This is a genomic window from Sphingomonas sp. PP-CE-1G-424, assembly GCF_004341085.1.
GTDB lineage: Bacteria > Pseudomonadota > Alphaproteobacteria > Sphingomonadales > Sphingomonadaceae > Sphingomonas.
Window position 1 is genome coordinate 136,159 of record NZ_SLXW01000001.1, and the last position, 18,230, is coordinate 154,388.

General features: G+C 67.8%; 23 protein-coding genes. 18 read left to right on the forward strand and 5 right to left on the reverse strand.

All coding sequences use genetic code 11. From position 1 onward, the window contains the following. Positions 1-21 precede the first annotated feature (21 nt). The gene (locus C8J43_RS00640) at positions 22-369 is read right to left on the reverse strand and encodes a flagellar biosynthesis regulator FlaF (RefSeq protein WP_133029972.1); all 348 of its coding nucleotides are present in this window, start codon (positions 367-369) and stop codon (positions 22-24) included. A 170-nt stretch (positions 370-539) separates the two neighbouring features. Between C8J43_RS00640 and C8J43_RS00645 the strand changes: the two genes are divergently transcribed. The 15 genes from C8J43_RS00645 (at position 540) to C8J43_RS00715 (ending at position 13,356) form a co-directional block, all read left to right on the forward strand. Next, a complete protein-coding gene (locus C8J43_RS00645; RefSeq protein ID WP_133029353.1) occupies positions 540-2,957 on the forward strand; it encodes an HAD family hydrolase in 2,418 nt (805 codons plus the stop codon). Beyond that, on the forward strand, positions 2,954-3,790 hold the full coding sequence (locus tag C8J43_RS00650) for a class I SAM-dependent methyltransferase (RefSeq protein WP_133029354.1): 837 nt from the start codon (positions 2,954-2,956) through the stop codon (positions 3,788-3,790). Before C8J43_RS00645 ends, C8J43_RS00650 begins: the two co-directional genes overlap by 4 nt. A 76-nt stretch (positions 3,791-3,866) precedes the next feature. Next, positions 3,867-4,751 (forward strand): flagellar motor stator protein MotA, encoded by an 885-nt coding sequence (gene motA, locus C8J43_RS00655; RefSeq protein WP_056055714.1) that lies wholly within the window; start codon positions 3,867-3,869, stop codon positions 4,749-4,751. Beyond that, positions 4,726-5,082: an STAS domain-containing protein gene (locus tag C8J43_RS00660; protein WP_243645349.1), complete on the forward strand. Its 357-nt coding sequence runs from the start codon at positions 4,726-4,728 to the stop codon at positions 5,080-5,082. The genes motA and C8J43_RS00660 overlap by 26 nt, the downstream gene beginning before the upstream one ends. Further along, the gene (locus tag C8J43_RS00665) at positions 5,079-5,444 is read left to right on the forward strand and encodes a response regulator (protein WP_056055708.1); all 366 of its coding nucleotides are present in this window, start codon (positions 5,079-5,081) and stop codon (positions 5,442-5,444) included. The genes C8J43_RS00660 and C8J43_RS00665 overlap by 4 nt, the downstream gene beginning before the upstream one ends. Then, complete coding sequence (locus tag C8J43_RS00670) at positions 5,441-7,603, forward strand: chemotaxis protein CheA (RefSeq protein ID WP_133029355.1); 2,163 nt, start codon at positions 5,441-5,443, stop codon at positions 7,601-7,603. The genes C8J43_RS00665 and C8J43_RS00670 overlap by 4 nt, the downstream gene beginning before the upstream one ends. Next, positions 7,600-8,091 carry a chemotaxis protein CheW gene (locus tag C8J43_RS00675; RefSeq protein WP_056055703.1) on the forward strand — a complete coding sequence of 164 codons (492 nt, stop codon included), beginning with the start codon at positions 7,600-7,602 and terminating at the stop codon, positions 8,089-8,091. Before C8J43_RS00670 ends, C8J43_RS00675 begins: the two co-directional genes overlap by 4 nt. Further along, positions 8,088-8,966, forward strand: coding sequence for a protein-glutamate O-methyltransferase CheR (locus C8J43_RS00680; protein ID WP_133029356.1), 879 nt, complete (start codon positions 8,088-8,090; stop codon positions 8,964-8,966). Before C8J43_RS00675 ends, C8J43_RS00680 begins: the two co-directional genes overlap by 4 nt. Continuing rightward, positions 8,966-9,982, forward strand: coding sequence for a chemotaxis response regulator protein-glutamate methylesterase (locus tag C8J43_RS00685; protein ID WP_060527504.1), 1,017 nt, complete (start codon positions 8,966-8,968; stop codon positions 9,980-9,982). Before C8J43_RS00680 ends, C8J43_RS00685 begins: the two co-directional genes overlap by 1 nt. 19 nt (positions 9,983-10,001) lie before the next feature. Then, the gene (locus C8J43_RS00690; protein ID WP_056055692.1) at positions 10,002-10,391 is read left to right on the forward strand and encodes a response regulator; all 390 of its coding nucleotides are present in this window, start codon (positions 10,002-10,004) and stop codon (positions 10,389-10,391) included. 5 nt (positions 10,392-10,396) lie between these two features. Continuing rightward, positions 10,397-10,921 (forward strand): chemotaxis protein CheD, encoded by a 525-nt coding sequence (locus C8J43_RS00695; protein ID WP_056055689.1) that lies wholly within the window; start codon positions 10,397-10,399, stop codon positions 10,919-10,921. A 59-nt stretch (positions 10,922-10,980) separates the two neighbouring features. Beyond that, entirely contained in the window at positions 10,981-11,331 is a 351-nt protein-coding gene (locus tag C8J43_RS00700; protein WP_207893299.1) for a hypothetical protein, read from the forward strand. Between the two features lie 2 nt (positions 11,332-11,333). Then, positions 11,334-12,212 (forward strand): flagellar motor protein MotB, encoded by an 879-nt coding sequence (locus C8J43_RS00705; protein ID WP_056055686.1) that lies wholly within the window; start codon positions 11,334-11,336, stop codon positions 12,210-12,212. A gap of 10 nt (positions 12,213-12,222) precedes the next feature. Then, a complete protein-coding gene (locus C8J43_RS00710; protein ID WP_133029357.1) occupies positions 12,223-12,666 on the forward strand; it encodes a hypothetical protein in 444 nt (147 codons plus the stop codon). Positions 12,667-12,678: 12 nt separating this feature from the next. Next, positions 12,679-13,356, forward strand: a complete 678-nt coding sequence (locus C8J43_RS00715; RefSeq protein WP_133029358.1) for a PilZ domain-containing protein — start codon at positions 12,679-12,681, stop codon at positions 13,354-13,356. Positions 13,357-13,451: 95 nt separating this feature from the next. Here C8J43_RS00715 and C8J43_RS00720 read toward each other — a convergent pair whose 3' ends face one another. Genes C8J43_RS00720 through C8J43_RS00735 form a run of 4 tightly spaced genes read right to left on the reverse strand, consistent with a single transcriptional unit; the run spans position 13,452 to position 16,049 of the window. Further along, entirely contained in the window at positions 13,452-14,036 is a 585-nt protein-coding gene (locus C8J43_RS00720; protein WP_133029359.1) for a hypothetical protein, read from the reverse strand. Continuing rightward, the gene (locus tag C8J43_RS00725) at positions 14,033-14,401 is read right to left on the reverse strand and encodes a DUF6468 domain-containing protein (protein ID WP_207893300.1); all 369 of its coding nucleotides are present in this window, start codon (positions 14,399-14,401) and stop codon (positions 14,033-14,035) included. The genes C8J43_RS00720 and C8J43_RS00725 overlap by 4 nt, the downstream gene beginning before the upstream one ends. Continuing rightward, positions 14,398-15,420, reverse strand: a complete 1,023-nt coding sequence (gene fliM, locus C8J43_RS00730) for a flagellar motor switch protein FliM (protein WP_056055669.1) — start codon at positions 15,418-15,420, stop codon at positions 14,398-14,400. Before fliM ends, C8J43_RS00725 begins: the two co-directional genes overlap by 4 nt. Continuing rightward, positions 15,417-16,049 (reverse strand): flagellar basal body-associated FliL family protein, encoded by a 633-nt coding sequence (locus C8J43_RS00735; protein ID WP_347812492.1) that lies wholly within the window; start codon positions 16,047-16,049, stop codon positions 15,417-15,419. The genes fliM and C8J43_RS00735 overlap by 4 nt, the downstream gene beginning before the upstream one ends. A gap of 93 nt (positions 16,050-16,142) precedes the next feature. Between C8J43_RS00735 and C8J43_RS00740 the strand changes: the two genes are divergently transcribed. From C8J43_RS00740 to flgA, 3 genes are read left to right on the forward strand one after another with little or no spacing between them, the layout of a single operon-like run. Next, the gene (locus C8J43_RS00740; RefSeq protein WP_056055666.1) at positions 16,143-16,886 is read left to right on the forward strand and encodes a flagellar hook-basal body complex protein; all 744 of its coding nucleotides are present in this window, start codon (positions 16,143-16,145) and stop codon (positions 16,884-16,886) included. A 42-nt stretch (positions 16,887-16,928) separates the two neighbouring features. Further along, positions 16,929-17,717: a flagellar basal-body rod protein FlgG gene (flgG, locus tag C8J43_RS00745; RefSeq protein WP_133029360.1), complete on the forward strand. Its 789-nt coding sequence runs from the start codon at positions 16,929-16,931 to the stop codon at positions 17,715-17,717. Beyond that, positions 17,714-18,178: a flagellar basal body P-ring formation chaperone FlgA gene (gene flgA / locus C8J43_RS00750; protein ID WP_243645350.1), complete on the forward strand. Its 465-nt coding sequence runs from the start codon at positions 17,714-17,716 to the stop codon at positions 18,176-18,178. Before flgG ends, flgA begins: the two co-directional genes overlap by 4 nt. Positions 18,179-18,230: the final 52 nt, after the last annotated feature.

An 18,230-nucleotide genomic window follows, 5' to 3' on the forward strand; every position in this document is an offset into this window, starting at 1 on the left:
GATATGCGACGATCGACCGAGTCAGTTCTCCTCGAGCCCCTGGATGATCGCCCGGTTGACGTCGATCAGCCCGTCGATGTCGTCGCGACCGGCCACGACCGTGCTCGTGAAGCGATCGACCCACAGGCCGAGCGATACGATCGAGGCGCGCAGTGAGTCGGGCAGGCGGTTGCCGCGCGCCGCACACGCGGTCGAGAAGGCGTTCCACACTTCGCGGTTGCGGAACAGGATCGCGGTCAGCGGTACGCCGACCACACCGGCATCGCGCGCGGCGATCATCTCGCCGGTGATCTGGCGCATCAGCCGGCATTCGGTCGCGCGTGGGCTCTCGGTAATCGTGCGCGTACGCTGATACGCGTTGAGGGACATCGGGGACGTGGACATCGGCAGCTCCGTTCGGTCTTTCCCCTATTCTAGGACGCAGCAGCGGCCGGCGGTGCCGGTTGCGTCCTATAAGATGGTCATGTCCCACTGCGGGGTTCCACACAGGTCCGCTGCGGGCGGCACCACGGGACGCCATTTAGCCGGAAAGCCCGTCCATGCAGACCATCCTGCCTCACCAGTTGCCGCACGCCCTTGATGGCCATCGCGGACTGTCGATGCTGTCGCTCGATTGTTTCGATACGCTGTTGTGGCGCGATACCCACAGGCCAGCGGACATCTTCGCGTTGCTAGACGGCGTGTCGTCCGACCAGCGGATTCGTGCCGAAGCCGCCGCGCGGAAAGCACGATTGCTGGAGCAGCGCCGCTCGGGCGAAGTCACGCTGCGCGAAATCTACGCAGCCCTGCTCCCCGACGCCGATGCCGCCACGCGCGAGCGCTACGTGAACCACGAGATCCTGGTCGAGGCGCAGCATTGCTACGCGTTCGCGCCGACCGTTGCGCTGATGCGCGAGGCCAAGCGGCGCGGGCTGAAGGTGATGATCGTCAGCGATACCTATCTCGAACGCGATCAGCTCGAAACGCTGATCCGCGCTGCGGCGGGCGATGACGTCGCGGACCTGATCGACCGGATTGTCTGCTCGTGCGAGCATCGCAGCGCCAAGGCCGAAGCATTGTTCGACACCGTCCTGCGCCAGACCGCGGTCCGCGCCGACCGCATCCTGCACATCGGCGACAACCCGGTGGCGGACGCGGTGTCCGCGGCCCGCCACGGCCTGCGCGCGCTGCATCTGGTCCAGTTCACCGAGACCGCGGTGCAGCGTCACCGGCTCGAGCGGAGTGTCGCCACGCTCGTCGCCGGGCCGGACACGGATGCGATCTTCCAGCCGCACCGTGCCGCCGTCGCACTCGGCGAGCCCGCGATCGAGGATCCCGCGGCAGCGCTCGGGTTCGCCACGTTGGGCCCGATCATGACGCCGTTCGCGCACTGGATCGCGACCGAAGCGGACGCGAACCAGGCCGAGCGCGGCGGCACGACGCACCTGCTGTTCCTGATGCGCGACGGCTTCCTGCCGCGGCTCGTGTTCGACGCAGCCTTTCCCGATCGCACCACGCACGCGGTCGAGATCAGCCGCTTCACCGCGATCGCCGCGGGGCTCGGCCGCGAGGGCGCGGCACGACGGTTCGTGGTCGACGAGATCGGCGACGGATCGGGCAAGGATTTCCTTCGCCAGCTGCTGATCGACGCGGACGAAGCCGACGCGTTGGTCGCCGACGCCGCGACCAAGAACGGCGCCTATTCGCTCGCCGAAACGATCGGCGCCGCGCCCTGGGCCGAGCGCATCGCACAGCGTGGCCGCGCGTTCGCCGACCGGTTGATCGCCTATATCCGCGCCCTCGTCGATCCCGCGCCCGGCGATACGCTGATGCTCGTCGATCTCGGCTATAACGGCAGCGTTCAGAACAATATCGAAGCGGTGCTGTCCGACGCGTTCGGGATCCATGTCGCAGGCCGCTACCTGCTGCTCGCAGAGACCTTGCCGAGCGGGCTCGACAAATGCGGCATGATCGATGCGACGACCTACGACCAGGGCGTGCTCGACGCGCTGATCGGATCGATCGCCGTCGTCGAACAGCTCTGCACCGCATCGCAGGGGTCGGTGATCGACTATGCGGACGGCGTCGCGGTCCGCGGCACCCCTGGCATCAAGGGCCAGCAGAGCGAGGCGCGCGAACGCGTCCAGGCGGGCTGCGTCGTGTTTGCGCAGGCGGAACGGTCGGCGACGATCCGCCGCCATGATCGCGACGCGGCCACGACGACGCAACCGGCGGCGGTCGCCGCACTGGCCCGGTTGCTGTTCCTGCCGCTCCCGCACGAGATCGCGCTGTTCGCCCGCTTCGAACACGATGCCAATCTCGGTACCGATCACATGATCACGCTGTTCGATCCGGCGACCGCAAGCCGCGGCCTGCGCGAACGCGGGTTGTTCTATCTCAAGAACAGCGACCGGATGTATCTGCCCGCCGAACTGCGCGGTCAGGGCCTGCCGACCAGCCTCGCCTATCTCGCGCAGCGCCGCTTCGGGCTCGACCTCCGCTATGCCGATTTCTGCGATTCCGGGATCGATATCCCGGTGCTGATGGTCGACGGGCAGGATGCGTTCGCGGACAGCGTGCGCGCGACGCCGACGCACGACGGCTATCACGTCGCCGCGATCCCGGTCGGCGCGTGCCGCTATACGGTCGGCGTGCAGTTCGGCCGCGAGCATGAATGGCTGCAGATCGAGTCCGCGCATTTTCTTCCCGTCGAGGCGTTCCTCGTCGGCGATGCCAGGGCCAGCGCCCGGGCGATCCCCGCGATGCCGTCGTGCGAAGGGCTCGAACAGGTCGCGCCGCATCTGTTCCAGTGCACCGACCCCGACGCGTTCCTGATGGTTCCGCCGCCGCCGCCCACGCCCGGCAGCGAAACCGTCCCGATGATGCTGGCGATCGTCTTCCGTCCGATCGTACCGCGCGATCCCGTCGCGCCGCGCACCGACCAGCACGCCCCCGTCCTCGCCGGAGCCGTCGCATGAGCGAGCTGCTGATCCATTCGATGGCCGAATTCTCGGCAACCATCCTCGCGTGCCTGACCGCCACGGACGCGCGCGACGTGGCCGAGATCGGTGCGGAGTTCGGCGGCATGTCGCACCGGCTTGCGGATCACCTCGCGCCGATCGACGGGCATCTGACGAGCATCGACCCCTCCCCCGCGCCCGGCTTCGCCGCCTGGGCCGCGGCCACGCCCTGCGTCCGCCATATCGCGCAGCCGAGCCTAGACGCGGTACCCGGGCTGGCGGAAATCGATGCGTGGCTGATCGACGGCGATCACAACTACCACACCGTGTCGCGCGAACTCGCCGAGATCGATCGGATCGGACGCCGCGACGGCAAGCCGCTGCTCGCCTTCCTCCATGACGTCGGCTGGCCGTGCGCGCGCCGCGACATGTATTACGCGCCCGACCGCATTCCCGCCGAGCACCGCCATCCGCACAGCTACACCGCGGGCGCATTGCTCGACCGCGACGACCTGACCCCCGGTCGCGGTTTTCGCGGCATGGGCCAGTTCGCGTTCGCGTTGCAGGCGGGCGGCCCGCGCAACGGCGTGCTGACCGCGGTCGAGGATTTCGTCGCCGACGCCACCACCGATGGGCGCGCGCTGGCGTTCGCCTATATCCCCGCGGTGTTCGGCCTGGGCGTCGTGTTCGCCGCCGACGCACCCTGGAGCGAGGCGGTCGCGGCGCTGCTGTTACCTCTCCACGACAATGCGTTGCTCGCCCGGATCGAGGAAAGCCGCCTGCGCAACTACCTCGCGGTAATCGATTGGCAGGACGGCCACATGACGCGCGACCATCTGGTCGCCGCTTAATGCCGCGCGCCGGACCGAAGGCCCTGCGGCCCTCCTATAACAACATAAACCCGGTACGAAGGAACGGTCGCGGACCATGGTAAATGGTATAGGTTTCATCATCATCCTCGCATGCGTGTTCGGCAGTTTCATCTGGTCCGGCGGCAAGATGGATATCGTGATGCACGCGCTGCCGCACGAGCTGGTCGCGATCGGCGGCGCGGCGATCGGCGCGTTCATCGTCTCCAACTCGGTGCCGACGGTGAAGCAGGCCGGCAAAGGTCTGCTCCGCACCTTCAAGGGCGGTCGCTGGACCGAGAGCGACTATCGCGACCTGCTGACGCTGTTGTTCGGGCTGCTGTCGACGTTCAAGCGGAGCGGCGCGATCGGGATCGAGCCGCATCTGGATACGCCGGCGGAAAGTCCGATCTTCAGTCGCTATCCGCGCATCCTCGCGGATCATCATCTGGTAGCGTTCATCTGCGATTATCTGCGGATGATGACGGTCAGCTTCGAGGATCCGCACCAGATCGCCGAGGCGATGGATAACGACATCGAGAACCATCACCACGAGGAGCTGGCGCCGCAGCATGCGCTCCAGCTGATGGCCGACGGCCTGCCCGCGATCGGCATCGTCGCCGCGGTGCTCGGCGTCATCAAGACGATGGGATCGATCGACCAGCCCACCGACGTGCTCGGCGCGATGATCGGCGGCGCGCTGGTCGGCACCTTCCTCGGCGTGATGCTGGCCTATTGCCTGGTCGGTCCGCTCGCCGCGAAATTGCACGAGACGATCGATGCCGACGCCAAGCCGTTCCTGATCGTCAAGAGCGCGATCGTCGCGCACGCACAGGGGCTGCCGACGCAGGTCGCGATCGAGATCGCCCGCCGCATGACACCATCGACGAAGGCACCGACCTTCCAACAGTTAGAAACCGCCCTCGAGGAGGCGAAAAATGATTTCAACGCTCTCACCGCCTGACATGGCACTCGCCGCCACCGCAGACGCGAAACCCCCAGAGGATCGTACGCTGATACTTCCCGGTCAGTGCACGACCGTCCACGCGCAAGACATCGGCGTCCGCCTGGTCCTCGCGGCGGATTTCGACGGCGACATCGTGATCGACGCTTCGGGTGTCGAGAGCATCGGCCATGCGACGCTGCAGTTGCTGGTCGCCGCGCATGCCGATGCGATCGCCAACGGCCACAGCTTCACCATCGCCGAACCCAGCCCCGCATTCGTGGAGCGCGTGACGGCCTGCAGACTGGCCGACGCCCTCGGTCTCGACAACCAGAAGGAAATCCATTCGTGAGCAAGACCATCCTTACCGTCGACGACTCGGCGAGCATGCGGATGCTCCTGAAAGCGTCGTTGACCGCGCAGGGCTTCACGATCGAGGCGGCCAATGACGGCCGTCACGGTCTCGAGCGGATGCACGAGGTCAAGCCAGACCTGCTGATCACCGACATCAACATGCCGGAGATGGACGGGTTCGAGCTGATCGAGGCGGTCCGTGCGGTGCCCGAATTCCGCGGCCTGCCGATCCTGGTCCTGTCGACCGAATTCTCCGACGAGAAGAAGGCCCGCGCACGCGGCGCCGGCGCGACCGGCTGGATCACCAAGCCGTTCGACGCCGCCAAACTGGGGACGGCGATCCGCCGGGTATGTCCATGAGCGATGATCTCGACGATATCCAGGCGATCTTCTTCGAGGAATGCGCCGAAGGTCTGACGACCGCGGAGACCGGCCTGTCCGCGATGAACGCGGGCGACGTGTCGGCTGGCGTGATCGCCGGGGTGTTCCGCGCGGTTCATTCGATCAAGGGTGGCGCCGGCGCGTTCGGCCATGCCGCGCTGACCGCCTTCTCGCACCGGTTCGAGAACGTCCTCGACGAGGTTCGCGCCGGCCGCATCGCGCCGACCCCCGGCGTCACCGGCGTGATGCTGACCGCGTTCGACATCCTGTCGGATCACGTCGCGGCCGCACAGGGCACGCGCGGCCTCCCGAACGATGCCGCAGCGCTGGAGGCGCTCGACGAGGTCCTCAAGAACGGCGGCGCGCCGGATGCGGCCGTGCCTGTCGCGGCCCCCGCCCCCGCCCCTGTAGAGACCGATGCCGATCCGTTCGGCTTCGTGCCGATCGCCGGTGCGATCGAATCGTTCGATCCGTTCGGGTTCGAGCCCGTCGGCGTCTCGCTCGACGACTTCGACAGCGCCCCCGACATCGCCGCGCCCTGGACAGTGACGTTCCAGCCGTCCAACGCCGCGCTCTCCAACGGCGGCGAGCCGATGCTGATCATCCGCGAACTCGAACTGCTCGGCGGCTCGGTGATCGGCGCGGACCTGTCGCGGCTGCCCTCGCTGCGCGACATGGATCCCGAGCACAGCTATATCGGCTGGACCGTCAGCGTCCCCGCGACGATCGAGGAATCGGCGATCACCGACTGCTTCGATTTCGTCGATCCGGATTCGGTCGTCACGATCGTCCGCGGTGACAGCGTCGCCCCGGCAGCACCCGCTCCGGTGACGCAGGCGCCGCCGCCCGTCGCGCCGGTCGTGTCGATCGCCAGCATCGCGCCGCCCACCGCGCCCGTTGCCGCCAAGGTAGCCGCACCGGCCAGCCCGGAAGCGCCGCGCGTCGAGCCTGCGTCGCAGACGATCCGCGTCGAACTGACCAAGCTCGACATGCTGCTCAACCTGGTCGGCGAACTCGTCATCCGCGGCTCGATCCTCGCCGATCGCCTGAGCCCGAAGGATCAGGAACGTGTCGAACTGCCGCAGCTCTCGCGGCTGACGCGCGAGATCCAGGACACCGTGATGTCGCTGCGCGCGCAGCCGATCAAGCAGTCGTTCAGCCGCGTGCCGCGCATGCTGCGCGATCTGGCGACCGAAACCGGCAAGCTCGTGACGCTCGAGACGACCGGCGAGATGACCGAAGTCGACAAGGGCGTGATCGAGAAGATCGGCGATCCGCTGACCCACATGATCCGCAATGCGGTCGATCACGGCATCGAGAGCCCGGCCGACCGGATCGCCTGCGGCAAGCCGCCCGAGGGCACGATCCGCCTGTCCGCCGAACAGAAGGGCGCACGGATCTTCGTCCGGGTCGCCGACGACGGCGCCGGGATCGATCGCGTCCGCGTCCGCGCCAAGGCGGTCGAGAAGGGCATCGTCGCTGCCGACGCGGTCCTGTCCGACGAGGAGATCGATCAGCTGATCTGCGCACCCGGATTCTCCACCGCGGAGACGATCTCGAACATCTCGGGTCGCGGCGTCGGCATGGACGTGGTCCGCTCGAACGTCGAGGCGCTCGGCGGCCGCGTCGAGATCAGCTCGGTGCCCGGCAAGGGCACCACCTTCACGATGGTGCTGCCGCTGACGCTCGCCATCCTCGAGGGGATGATCGTGCGGCTCGCCGGCCAGCGCTTCGTGCTGCCGCTCGCCAACGTCGTCGAGACGGTCCAGCCCGAACCCGGCCAGGTCCGCCCGACCACGACCACCGGCGAGGTGATCGAACTGCGCGGCAACTACGTCCCCGTCCGCCGGCTCACCCGCACCTTCGGGTTCGCCGACAACGACGCCCGCTCGCCCGAGGAATCGCTGGTCATCATCGTCGAGAGCGAGACCGCCGGCCATGTCGGGCTGATGGTCGACACGATCGACGACCGCCGCGAGGTCGTCATCAAGAGCCTCGAGCAGAACCTGCATCCGATCCGCGGGCTCGGCGGCGCAACGATCCTCGGCGACGGCTCGATCGCGCTGATCCTCGACATCGAAGCGCTCGTCGGCCCGTCTTCCTCCGTTCGCCACATCACCAAAGGACTCGCCGCATGACCACGACCAACGCCCCGGGTGAACGCAAGATCGTCACCTTCTCGCTCGGCACGCAGATCTTCGGGATCGACATGTCGTCGCTGATCGAGATCCGCGAATGGGACGAGCCGACTCCGCTTCCCGGCGTCCCCGACTATATCAAGGGCGTCACCAACCTGCGCGGGACGGTCGTCCCCGTGATCGGTCTCGCCGAGCGCCTCGGATGGGAGCCCAGCGCGATCCACTCGCGGTCGTGCATCCTGGTCGTCAGCATCGCCGGCAAGCAGGCCGGGTTCCTGGTCGACGAAGTGTCGGACATCGTCCTGATCGATGCCAACGAGATCCGCCCCGCGCCCGACGTCGAGATCGGCGAACCGAGCGTGATCGCCGGTCTGGTCAAGACGCAGACCCGCGCCTCCGAAGCGCAGGGCGCTGCTGGCGACATCATGGTCCTGCTGCTCGATCTCGAGGCGCTCGGTCTGACCCGGCAGATGGATATCGCGGCGTGACCACTGCCACCCTGCCAGATGGAGCCGACGTCGCCGGTTCGGGGAGCGGTCCGCCGCTCGCCGCCGCCGAGTTCGCCGCGATCGCGACGATCATGCAGAGCGACGCGCGGATCCACCTGACCGATATCAAGAAGACGCTGGTCCACGGCCGCCTGTCGCGTCGCCTGCGGATGCACGGTCTCGCCAATTTTCGCGACTATGTGCGTCTGGTCCAGACCAACAAGGAGGAACGCGCGGCGATGGTCGTCGCGCTGACCACCAACCACACGCATTTCTTCCGTGAAAACCATCATTTCGAGCATTTCCGCAACGTCGTGATTCCGACGCTCAAACAGCGCGTGCGTACCGCTCCGGTCCGGATCTGGTCGGCGGGCTGTTCTAGCGGCGAGGAAGTGTATTCGATCGCGATGTGCCTGCTCGGGCGCGACCGCTCGGCGGCCGGATGGCTGCGCGACGCCGACCTGAAGCTGCTGGCGACCGACCTTGCACCGCACGTCGTCGAAAGCGTCCGCCGCGCGACCTATGCGGAACAGACCGTTGCGGCGATCCCCGCCGACTATCGCTCGGCATGGGTCAAGCCCGCGCCCGGTGGCGAGTTCGAGATCGCCGCAGAGGCGCGCGCGCTGGTCCAGGCGCGCGTGCTCAACCTGTTCGACGCCTGGCCGATGCGCCAGCGCTACGACGCGATCTTTTGCCGCAACGTGATGATCTATTTCGACGATCGCGCGAAGGCCGAACTCGAGGAGCGGCTGGTCGACCTGCTCGTCCCGGGCGGCCACCTGTACATCGGCCACTCGGAACGGCTGTTCGGGTCCGCCGCGCAGATCATGCAGAGCTGCGGCCAGACCATCTACGTCAAGCAGGGAGGACGATAATGCGGCGCATCCGTACGCTGATCGTCGACGACAGCGCCGCGATCCGCGCCGCGCTCAACCGCGTGCTGTCCGCCGATCCCGAGATCGAGGTGGTCGGCATGGCCCCCGAGCCGAGCATCGCGCGACAGATGATCAAGGATCTCGAACCCGACGTCATCACGCTCGACATCGAGATGCCGGGGATGGACGGCCTGTCGTTCCTCGAACGCATCATGCGGCTGCGGCCGATGCCGGTGGTCATGTGCTCGACGCTGACCGCGCAGGGTGCGGCGGTGACGATCGAGGCGCTGCGGCTGGGCGCGGTGGACTGCATCGCCAAGCCGTCGGGCAATCCCGAGGAACTGGCGCGCGATGCAGCCCTGCTGCGCGCGACGGTCAAGGCCGCGGCGCGGTCTGCGGTCCGCGTCACGCCGACCGTCCGTCCCGCAAAGATGACGGTGCAGTCGCGCGACGACGTGGTGATCGCGATCGGGGCATCGACCGGCGGCGTCGAGGCGCTGTTCTCGCTGCTCGCGGCACTCCCGCCCGGTTGCCCGCCGATCCTGATCGTCCAGCACATGCCCGGCACGTTCACCGCGAGTTTTGCCGAACGGCTCGACCGCGAATGTCGGATTACGGTGCGCGAAGCGGTCGACGGAAGCCCGTTGATGCCCGGAACCGCCTATATTGCACCTGGTGGGCCGCGACACATGGAGCTCGTCGGTGGTGCCAAGGGGGTCGTTCGCCTCAAGGCCGACGATCTCGTCAGCGGCCATCGTCCGTCGGTCGACATCCTCTTCCGGTCGGTCGCCAAACGCGGCGCCCAGGCGGTCGGGGTGATCCTGACCGGGATGGGATCCGACGGTGCCGAGGGCCTGCTGCAGATGCGCCAGGCGGGCGCGCGGACCTTCGGCCAGTCGAAGGACACGTGCGTCGTCTACGGCATGCCGCGGTCGGCGGTCGAACTTGGCGCGGTCGAGCGTGAATTGAGTCTGTCTGCACTGCCCGAGGCGATCCTCGCGGCGTGCGGCAAGTAAACACAGGGATTGGAAGACGATGCCGGCTGCATCTCAAATCAAGGTCATGGTCGTGGACGATCAGGCCAGTATGCGCGCGATGATCCGCCGGTCCCTTCAGGACCTGGGATTTCGCGACGTGCGCGACAAGGGCGGTGCGCCCGAAGCGCTCGCGGCGGTCAGGAGCGACCGCGTGCATCTCATCATCTCGGACTACAACATGCCCGACATGGACGGTCTGCAGTTCCTCGAGGAAGTGCGCAACGATCCGGTGATCGGCAAGACGGTGTTCATCATGCTCACCGGCTCGTCCGATCGCGAGATCGTCCAGAAGGCCGCGGCGCTCGGCGTGAACAACTATCTCGTCAAGCCGTTCGCCCCGGCCGCGCTGAAGGAAAAGATCGAGCGCGTCTTCGGCGCGTTGGCCTGATCGGCATGCGCAGGATCCCCCTTATCCAGGGCGACCACATGGCGATGGCCGAGCCCGACACGATGCTGACGACGTTGCTCGGCTCGTGCATCGCGGTGTGCCTGTACGACGCCAAGGCGCGGGTCGGCGGCATGAACCATTTCCTGCTCGGTGAGCCGGAAGCGGGTCATGCCGTCGGGATCCAGGACCGCCAGCGCTACGGCGTCCACGCGATGGAGCTGCTTATCAACGCGATGATGAAGAAGGGCGCGATGCGGTCGCGACTGCGCGCGCACATCTATGGCGGCGCCAAGATCATCGCCGGGCTCGGCGGGATCGGCCAGGACAACGCCGCGTTCGCGCGCCGCTTCATCGAGACCGAGGGCTTCGCGATCGGCCATGTCGATGTCGGCGGCGTCTGCGCGCGGAAGATCGAGTTCCTGCCGTTCGAGGGCAAGGCACGATCGACCTGCGTCGCCGAAGCCGTGCCGGTCCGTCCGATCGTCCGTCCGCCGATGCCCGAATCCGAAGGCGAACTCGAACTCTTCTGACGTCCGGACGTGTTCGGACTTCCCCACCCACCCCGCCAGACAACCAGAGTGCGCGCATCATGATCCAGTCCCCTTCCCATGCGGCCCTGCACATCGCTCTGGCGAGCGAACTGCGTCGCATCAGTGCGCTCGTCGAGCAACTCGCCGAGACGCTGGTCGGCGACGAGGACTTCGTGATGCGGCACATCGACCAGCTTCAGGTGTTCGACCTGATCGTGCAGAGCGCCGACGAAAGCGCCGCGGTGCTCGACCGCGTCGCGGGTGGCATCACGCCCGACGCCGCGATCGCGCCGGTCCGCTTGAGCGCGATCCAGGGCCGGCTCCACGCCGCGCTGGCGCTCGCGGCGATGCCGCACGCCCCAACCGCGCACGACCTCGCCGCGCACGCCCTCACCGCGCAGGCCGCCTGACCATGGCCGTCGCCGGTGCCAACACCCGCCCGATCATCATCCGCAAGATCAAGAAGACCGCCGCAGCGCATCACGGCGGCGCGTGGAAGGTCGCGTACGCCGATTTCGTGACCGCGATGATGGCGTTCTTCATGCTGCTCTGGCTGATCAGCAATCCGGACAAGCAACGCCTGAAGGGGCTGGCGGAATATTTCTCGCCCGCCGCCACCGCGATGTCGCAGACGTCGGATGCGACCGCATCGGCCAGCGGGATCGGCTCGATGCCGGGCGCGGGCGGTCATGGCAGCCGTAGCCAGGCCAGCGCGACCGGCACGCCGACCGGTCAGCCGAGCGCCAATGCCGCGACCGCCGGCACTGCGCGCGGCGGTACCGCGAATATTCCCGATGCGTCGCTGCGCGTCCTCGCGCAGGAACTCCGCGTCGCGATCGACAGCCTGCCGCCCGCCGAGGACGGCCACAAGGCGATGCGCGTCGAGGACGACCGCGACGGCCTGCGGATCAGCCTGATGGACACCGCCAAGCGATCGATGTTCAAGGTCGGCACCGCGACGCTCAACCCGTATGCGAGAGACATGATGGCGCGCGTCGCGGGCAAACTCGCGCGCTCGGACGCGCAGATCGCGATCGAGGGGCACACCGACGGCGACGGCAGCGGCAGCGACGATTCGAGCTGGCGGTTGTCGGGCGAACGCGCGATCGCCGCGCGCTCGGCGATGATCGGCGCGGGGCTCGCGCCCGGCCGGTTCGCCGAGATGGTGGCGATGGCGGACACCCGCCCGGTCTATCCCGACCAGCCGACCCGGCCCGAAAACCGCCGTATAACGATCGTCGTCAAGGGGGCGGCCGCCTCCCTGCCGAGCGACGCCAGCTTCCGGTTCTAGGACCCTTGCGATGAAAAAGATCCTGTTCCCGCTCGCCGTTCTCATTGCCGGTACCGGCGTCGGCGGCGGTGCCGCGTTCGCGACGCGGGCGATACTCGGGCCTGCTCACGGCAAGGCGGACGCGCACGAGACGTCGGTTCCGGACCTGACGTTCGTCAAGGCGGAGAAGATCGTCGCGCCCCTGGTGTTTGGCGATGGTCGCCTGGCGGGCTATGTCTCGTTCGATGTCGAATTGCAGGTGTCGGTCGACGACGGCGCGCTGGTCGCCGCGCGGCTGCCGCTGCTGCTCCACGCGATCAACCTGCGGACCTATCGCACGCCGCTCGCCGCCGGTCCCGACGGGATGCTGCCCGACATCGCCGCGTTGCGTAAGGTCGTGATGACCGCCGCCCCCGAGGCTTTCGGCCCGGGCATCGTACGCCGCGCCGCGATCACGCGTGCCGAACCGTCCTGAAGGACACAGGTCATGATCGTTCCGCCTCCCGAAACGTCGAGCCCGGTCCACGCAACCGGAGCGTCCGGACTCCATCACGTCGAACCTGCCGGTGGCACGTTCGGACGGCGCGAGACGCGGCTGATGACGATCCTCCTGGTCGCACGTCTGGAGGCCGCGGGGATCGATCACGTCTGCCGCGTCCGCAACCTGTCGCAGACGGGGATGATGATCGAATGCTCGACCGTCTTGGCCGAGGACGATCGCGTCCGCGTCGAACTGCGCAACCTGCAAGCGGTCGACGCGCGGGTCGCCTGGGCGCGCGATGGGCTGGCCGGGTTGCAGCTCGACGACCCGATCGTGATCGACGCGGTACTCGGCACGGTCCCGGACACCTCGGCGATCATCGCCCGTACGCCGCGCATCGCCGCCAACTGCCCCACCGTGCTCTGGCATCTGGGAACGCTGTCGGCCTCGGTGCTGTGCGATCTGTCGCAATCGGGATGCCGGATTCTGATCGCCAGCCCCCTGCCCCGCGACAGCGAAGTCCGGATCACGATTCCGGGCCTTTCACCGCGTCGTGCGCGGATGCGCTGGTCGAACGGCGAGAGCGTCGGCTTCGCCTTCCTCGAGATGCTGTCGTTCGCCGAGGTATCGGCGTGGCAGACCGACCGATCGGTTCGCTTCGCCTCCGACCGCGCCGAAATCTGACACGCGACCGAGCGACAACCCGCCGCCCGTAAAAAAGGGGAGCGTACCGGTCCGGTACGCTCCCCTTTTTCGTGTCATCCGTCTGCCGCTGCGGTTCAGCGCTTCGACAACGCCGCCCCCGCAGGCCTGACCGCGCTCGGCGGACGCCGGGCATCGCGCCGCGCCAGCGCCATCGTCAGCGCCGCTGCGCCACGCGGCGTCATCGCCGCCAGCACCATCGCGGTCGAGCGTTCGCGCATGCGTTGCGCGACCCGCATCTGCACGTCGAGATCGAGCTGTTCGAGGACCAGCGCCGCGGAGGCGGGCTTCATCGCCTGATAGATCCGCGCCAGATCGTCATATTGATCCGTCGGCGGCGTCGCCCCGGCCGGCGCGCCCGGCGAACTCGGCTGGGCAGGTGCCGCCGTTGCCGCGTCCTGTCGGCTGCCGGCATCCGCCTTGAGCCGCGCTTCGGTCGCGCGGACCGCCTGCTCGCGCATGTCGAGCGCGCGACCACGCCGCACCGCCGCCTGGTCGCGCGCGCCGAGATCGTCGGCGATCGCCACGCCCAGTCGCGAGCTGGCCGGCGATCCCGCCGCCTGCGCGCCGCTCGGCATCGCCGCCAGCCCGACGGCATTGCCGACCATCGCCACCGCCGCCGACGCCGCGGTCAGCATCAACAACGAAGGACGCCCGATCATGCCCAGCCCCCTGCGTTGTGATCGGCGGCGCTATAGTCCCCGGTCTGCTGGCGACGCGCCGCATCGGCGGCGTCCGCCATGCGATCGGCGGACGCGTTGGCGATCCCGATCATCACCGTCAGTTCGTCGGCGATCGCCTTGCCCTCGGCCACCGCGCGCGCGCTGTGGGCGCATTCGCCCAGCGCATCGCGCAGTTCGGACAGGACCATGCGCGCCTGCCCGGTCGAGCGGTCGAGCGCCTCGACCACATCGGCGATCGCGCCACCGCGCACCGCCTTCAGCGACCGCATCATCCGCACGCTCTGCACCAGCACCGCCGCGCACAGGATGATCGTCGCGATGTTCGCGACCGTCGAAAAGTTCATGCGCCTGCTCCCCTGACGATATCGGTCGCGAGACGGACCGCGATATTGTTGCGACGTTGCCCGATCTGCGCGCTGCCGAGCGAAACCCCGCCGACCTGGATCCCGAGCAGGTCGTCGGGCCGCGTGCCGAGCGCGATCGTCCGGCCGACTTGCAGCGACCGGACATCGCCCAAGCTCATCGTCGCCTCGCCGAGCACGACGTCGACCGCGACCTCGGTCTTGCGCAATTCGGCCGCCATGTGCGCCCCCCAGACGTTTTCCGGGCCATCGGTATCGCCCATGAAGCGCTGGCCGAACCGGTAGCGAACCGACTCGATCGTCGCATACGGCAGCAGCACACTGAAACAGCCGCCGCGGCCGTCCATGTCGACGCGCAGCGTGGCGGCGGTACAGATGTTGGTCGGCCCGGCGATCGAGGCGAAGCGCGGACTCGTCTCGATCCGCTCGAGCTTCATCGTCGTCGCGACGATCGGTTGCAGCGCCGCACTGAGATCGGCGAGCGCGAGTTCGAGCATCCGCGACACCAGCCCGACTTCGATTCCGGTGAACGCGCGCCCGTCGATCATCGATCGGTTGCCGCTCTGGCGTCCGCCAAGCAGCGCATCGACCACCGAATAGATCAGGCTCGGCTCGACCGTGATGAGGCCGTAGTTGCGCCACTCCTCGACGCGGAACACGCCGATCATCGCCGGCAGCGCGAGCCGGTTGACGAAATCGCCGAACCGGATCGAGCTCATGTCCTCAAGGCTGACGTCGATCGCGTCCGAGGTCAGGTTGCGCATCGACGTCGCGAAAGTCCGGACCAGCCGGTCGTACACGACCTCCAGCATCGGCAGCCGTTCATAGCTGATGACGTCGGATTCGATGACCGCCTTGAGGCCGCTGCGGGGTTTCTCGGGGCCGCCGGACGTGCCGAACAGCGCGTCGATGCCGGCCTGGTCGAACGCCGCGCCGCCAAGCTCCGCAGTCGGCGGGTCGGGCAGCGAAAAGTCTTCGAGGTCTTCGAAATCGTCGCTCATTGCTGCACCAGATCCTGCACGAGGACGTCCTTCACCTTGTCTGCACCGATCGTCGTGCGCGCGCGGATCAGCAATTCTTCCTTGATCCGAAACACCGCCGCGGACCCGGACAGATCCTCGGGGCGCAGTTCGCGCAGGAACGGCTGATACGCGTCGAGCAACACCGGCAGATCGGTCTTCAGCGCCTCGACGTTCGATTTCGCGCCGGGGACGAGCATGACGTGGACCTTGAGGAAATGCGGAGCACCATCGGCCGAGCGCAAATTGACGAGCATCGGCGGAACATCGAGCGGCGCCGCCGCCTCGTGGCCCGCGCCCTCGCCCGAACCCTCACTGTCGGCGGTTTCGGTCTCGGCAGCGGCGCCATCATGCGCCGCCGCCGGCTTGCCGCCGAGCATCATATAGCCCGCGCCGCCACCGCCGAGCAGCAGCACGCCGCCGACCGCTGCGAGCACGATCATCTTCTTCTTGCCGCGCTTGGGTTTGGTTGCCGCGGCGACGGCGTCACCCTCGCCCGCATTGCCATCGGTGTCGTCACCGATGTCCTGCGCCGTTTCCTTAGTCGCCACGATCGTCGTCCCCTTGGTCCCGGCGCTGCCGGTGCTCGCGATTTCGAGGGGAAGCGCCAACCGGCACCCCTCGTACCAGCCTATTATAGGAGAGACGGCAGGCAGAATTTGCCTACCGGCGCCGATAATGCGGAAAATTTGGACCAGGCCCCGATGGACATCTCCTCCTTTATATTGCTGAGCCAGGAGCAGGCGCTGCGTCGCCGCCTGGACGTCGCCGCCAACAACATGGCGAACATGAGCACCGCCGGGTTCAAGCGCGAACGCCCGGTGTTCCGCGAATTCGTCGAGCAGCAGAAGGAGAGCACGCCCGACATCACGCGGACGACCTCGTTCGTGCTCGACATGGGCGCGATGCACGACACCAGCGCGGGCGCGTTCCAGTCGACGGGCAACCCGCTCGACCTGATGATCGACGGCCCCGGCTATCTCTCGGTCGAGGCCCCCGATGGCGGCACCGCCTTCACGCGCGCGGGCTTCGTCAAGGTCAACGAGGCCGGCGAACTGACCAATGCGGGCGGCCAGCGCATTCTCGGCGAGGGCGGCAAGCCGATCGCGGTCACGCCCGAGGATCTGCCGACGCTCTCGATCGGCAACGATGGCTCGGTCATGGGCAAGGCCGGCCCGGTCGGCCGGATCGCGGTGACCGTGTTCGACGACGAGCGCGGCGTCACCCCGCGCGGCGACGGGCTGATGACCGCCACCGGGGGGCGCGAACTGGCTGCCAACGAGACCAAGCTACGGACCGGCGGTATCGAGGGATCGAACGTCGAGCCGATCGTCGAGACCACTTCGATGGTCGACATCCTGCGCGCCTACCAGACCAGCATGAAGATCTCGCAGGACATGGACGACATGCGCAAACGCGCGATCGACCGCCTGTCGAAGCTCGGCTGACCTTCCCCTTAATCAACGCCAATTTCAGCAAAGGACCACGCGATGCGCACTCTTTCGATCGCCAGCACCGGGATGCTGGCACAGCAGACCAACGTCGACGTCATCTCGAACAACATCGCCAACATGAACACCACCGGGTTCAAGCGCCAGCGCGCCGCGTTCCAGGACCTGCTGTATCAGCAGGAAACGCGCGCCGGCTCCTCGACCGACAGCAGCGGCACCGCGAAGATTCCGACCGGGATCCAGATCGGCTCGGGCGTGAAGACCGGCAGCGTCTACCGGATCACCGAACAGGGTGCGCCCAACCAGACCAGCAATCGCTACGATGTCGCGATCCAGGGCCGCGGCTATTTCCAGATGCAGCTGCCGAGCGGCGAGACCGGCTACACGCGCGACGGCTCGTTCCAGCTGTCCGACCAGGGCGAACTGGTGACCGCCGACGGCAACGCGGTCGAGCCGGGGATCACGATCCCGGCGGACGCGGTCGACGTCGCGATCTCGAAGACCGGACTGGTCCAGATCAAGGTGGCCGGTGCCGCCGAGATGCAGACCGTCGGTCAGCTCCAGCTCGCGACGTTCATCAACGAAGCCGGTCTCGAGGCGCAGGGCGGCAACGTCTTCACCGAGACCTCGGCCTCGGGCACCGCGACGATCGCCGCGCCGGGCGATCCCGGCTTCGGCACGACCATGCAGGGCTTCGTCGAAGCTTCGAACGTCAACCCGGTCTCGGAGATCACCGCGCTGATCACCGCGCAGCGTGCGTATGAGATGAACAGCCGCGTCGTGAAGACCGCCGACGAGATGCTGGCGACCTCCAGCCAGATGCGATGATCGCCATGCGCTTCCGCACCGCGACGATCGTCGTCCTCGCCGGCCTCGGCCTCGCGGTTCCGGTCATGGCCGCGGCCGAACCGGTCGCGACGTCGGTCCTGTCGCACGCCGTCGCGCGCGGCGACATCCTCGCCGCCACCGACTTCGAGGCGCAGCCCCGCCCCCCCGGCTACGCGATCGGTGCGATCGCACCCGATGTCGCCGCTGGCCGTGAGGCTGCGCGGAACCTGGTTGCCGGCGCGGTGGTGCGCGCGGGGGACGTGGTCGCGCCGCGGCTCGTCCGACGCGGCGATCCGGTGACGATCAACCTGCGCAGTCGCGGGCTCGTCATTGCCACGACCGGCCGTGCGCTGTCGGCGGGCGGGATGGGCGATCTCGTCCGCGTCGTCGCGCAGTCGACCAACCGCACGTTCGACGCAACCGTCGAGGGCTCCGGGGCCGTGCACGTCCCCCTGCCCTGATCGGCGGCCCTGAGCCGCTCTCCTTTCCTGCCGAGCTTTCTTCCGGAGACCT